The sequence below is a fragment of the Carnobacterium sp. genome (assembly GCF_032094055.1).
Classification (GTDB): Bacteria; Bacillota; Bacilli; order Lactobacillales; family Carnobacteriaceae; genus Carnobacterium_A.
The window spans coordinates 12,234-15,446 of record NZ_DAMDAK010000016.1 but is presented as its reverse complement, the minus strand read 5'-3'; the positions used below and the strand labels follow the sequence as shown (position 1 = coordinate 15,446).

Below are 3,213 nucleotides of genomic sequence, written 5' to 3'. Positions count from 1 at the left end.
TAAAACGCCATGTTCTGCTCCCTTTCCAGTTCCTACCATAATTGCCGTGGGAGTCGCTAATCCTAACGCACATGGACAAGCAATCACTAAAACAGAAATCATGATCGTTAAAGCAAAGATACCAGACTGTCCTGCAATAAACCATGCCAAACCAGAAAACAAGGCTAATCCAATCACAATGGGAACAAAGTAGCCGGAAATCGTATCCGCTAGTTTAGCAATCGGTGCTTTTGAACCTTGTGCATCCTCTACTAATTTGATGATCTGTGCTAAAGCCGTATCTTTTCCAACTTTGGTCGCTTCATACTGAATCGTTCCATTTGTGTTGATACTACCACCAATGATAGTATCGCCTTTACTTTTTTCGACTGGCATACTTTCTCCTGTCAGCATCGCTTCATCAACCGAAGTCGTCCCTTCAGTGACCGTTCCATCCACCGGCATCTTTTCTCCAGGTTTGACAATGATACTATCGCCGACTTGGACATCCGCAACCGCTAGTTCAACTTCTTGTCCATCACGGACAACACGAGCTGTTTTAGGAGCTAAGCCCATTAATTTTTTGATCGCTTCAGAAGTTTTTCCCATCGATAATGCCTCAATATATTTTCCTAAGGTGATCAGCGTTAAAATAACTGCAGCTGATTCATAGTACAATTCCATTGCATAATCAGGATGCCCCATGAAAACTCCAACAGTTGCTCCTGCACTATAAACAAATGCTGCACTGGTTCCTAAGGCTACTAATGAATCCATATTTGGATGGCCTTTAAACAACGCTCTGAACCCTACTGTAAAGAATTTTTTTCCTAAAAAGATAACCGGCAAGGTCAAAATAAGTTGAGCAATGGCAAATACGCCGGGATTCACTGCCGGATTTAGAAATTCAGGAACAGGCGCTCCTAACATATGTCCCATTGAAATATACAACAATGGAACCGTAAAGAGCGCAGAAATCCAAAATCGTCTCCAGATGCTTTGAATGTAGACAGCCTTTTTATCTTGGTGCTCGTCTGCTTCAGCAGCAGAGTCAACTTCTTCGATGGCTTCATACCCAGCGCCCGCTACTGCCTGAGTAATTTCAGCAGGTGTAACTTCAACCGGATCGTACTGAATCTGCATTTTTTCAGTAGCTAAATTAACACTAGCAGTTGAAACACCAGCTAACTTTCCCACAGCTTTTTCGACCGTCTGGGCACAAGAAGCACAGGTCATCCCCTCAATTGCGAATGTTTTTTGTACTCCTGGACTAACGGCTTGATAACCAGCATCAGCCACTGCCGTTTGGATGTCTTTTTCTGATAAATTGGTTTGATCATAATCAATTGTCAACTTTTCTGTTGCTAAATTAACATTGGCTTCTTGGACGCCTGGTAATTTTTTAGCAGCTTTTTCAACTGTTTGCGCACAGGAAGCACAGGTCATCCCCTCAATTGCGAATGTTTTATGGGCCATATTCTCTCCTCCTAAAATTTTTTCTAAGCTATCAGCAATTGCATTGACCAGGAGCACAATTGCATGCTACTTCATCTACAGCTTCTTTCTTTTTCTGAGCTAAAACTTCTTCTAACAATCGTACGTCTTCATGGCTCAATGTTGCTTCTGACAATAAATTAGCAAGTGTTGTACCGACTTTTTTATTGCACATATGTGTAAATACATCGGATGTTACATTTTTAACGCTATCCTCTTCGCTGACAGTAGGCGTGTAAATAAATTTGTTGCCGACCGGTTCAGTTGCTAACAACCCTTTTTCGACTAGTCTACCGATCAAGGTTTTGATCGTAGCGGGTTTCCAATTCATTTTATCTTTTAAAACGGCAACAATCTCTTTGCTCGTGACCGTTTCAGCTGTCCAAGCAACACGCATGACTTCCCATTCAGCTTCAGTGATCGTTGTCTTTACTTTTGTCGTCATTTAAAGCCCCTCTTTTCATCTACATTCGTAATCGATTCGTCCTGCACTTAGTTTACAACTGTAATCACTTATTGTCAACCTTTTTTTATCATCCATATAACCTACTGCATTAAATTGCATTTTTAATTTTTCTTGAACCAATAATCCATCACAAAAAAGCCGCTAACTTAATGTTCAGCGGCTTAAGCATCGTATTATAGTGAAGAGATACAAATTTCCTCCTGTTTATGGAGGGAATTGGATCTATTCATCTTCATTCACTCTATATCTATTTCTAAATCTTGATAATAATAGTGCATATCATGATCATTAATCTCTCTAAGGACCCGGCAAGGGCTGCCGACTGCCACAACGTTGGCCGGTATATCTTTTGTAACGACACTACCGGCGCCAATAACTGCATTTTCTCCAATGTGCACACCTGGAAGGATAACTGAATTTGCTCCTATCCAGACATTATCTCCTATATGAACTGGAACATTATATTGTGCCTGCTTGCTTCTTAACTTTGGGTGGATTGGATGCGTTCCGGCTACAACAGTGACATTCGGGCCGAATAATACCGCATTTCCTACAAAAATATCGCAATCATCCACAACGGTCAAATTAAAATTGGCATAGACATCATTGCCAAAATGCAAATTTTTCCCGCCCCAATTTGAGTGAAATGGCGGCTCAATATAACAGTTCTCACCTATTTCAGCAAACATCTTTTTTAAGAGCTGATTTCTTTTCTCTTGTTCACCCGGACGAGTATGATTGAAATCGTATAAGAATTCCAAATACTCTGTTTGGTTTTTAAGTACCCGTTTGTCATTGCAGTAATACAACTTTTGATTAGACATTCTTTCGATGATCTCTTCATATTCCATTTTATTTTCCTCTTTCTATATTTTCCTCAAGTCAAAACAATAATCAAAATAACGCTAACTATAGGAATAATCGCAACACCCATAAATATCATTCCTACATAATTCGGTGCAAAACGCTCAACAAAAGACTCTTTCGGTTTATCAGGATTATAGTAAACATTCATCCTGCTTCCTATAGGAAAAGATTCTGGCATTATTGTATTAACTGACAGCACAGAATTGTTTCTTATTCTCAACTTTGTATCTAATAAATCACCTTTTATCTCTGATTTTACAGGATTAAATGTAGAAGAAGTTGTTATAACTGCTGAATAACGCAAAGTGCTTTTGTATTTTCTACCGTTGACTTCGTATTCTACAATAGGCGCCCGTGATTGGTTAGCAGAGTAACCAACCACTTCTCCTAATACATGATCTACGCTT

General features: G+C 39.6%; 4 protein-coding genes. All 4 read right to left on the bottom strand.

Going from position 1 to position 3,213, the window contains the following annotated elements:
• A partial coding sequence (locus tag RT405_RS04075) for a heavy metal translocating P-type ATPase (RefSeq protein ID WP_313467786.1) occupies nt 1–1,455 on the bottom strand: 1,455 nt, incomplete at its 3' end.
• A 31-nt stretch (nt 1,456–1,486) separates the two neighbouring features.
• On the bottom strand, nt 1,487–1,918 hold the full coding sequence (locus tag RT405_RS04070) for a CopY/TcrY family copper transport repressor (RefSeq protein WP_313467784.1): 432 nt from the start codon (nt 1,916–1,918) through the stop codon (nt 1,487–1,489).
• A 257-nt stretch (nt 1,919–2,175) separates the two neighbouring features.
• On the bottom strand, nt 2,176–2,790 hold the full coding sequence (locus tag RT405_RS04065) for a sugar O-acetyltransferase (RefSeq protein WP_313467783.1): 615 nt from the start codon (nt 2,788–2,790) through the stop codon (nt 2,176–2,178).
• A gap of 26 nt (nt 2,791–2,816) precedes the next feature.
• Nucleotides 2,817–3,213 (bottom strand): DUF3592 domain-containing protein (locus RT405_RS04060; RefSeq protein WP_313467782.1); only part of this gene is annotated, 397 nt, incomplete at its 5' end.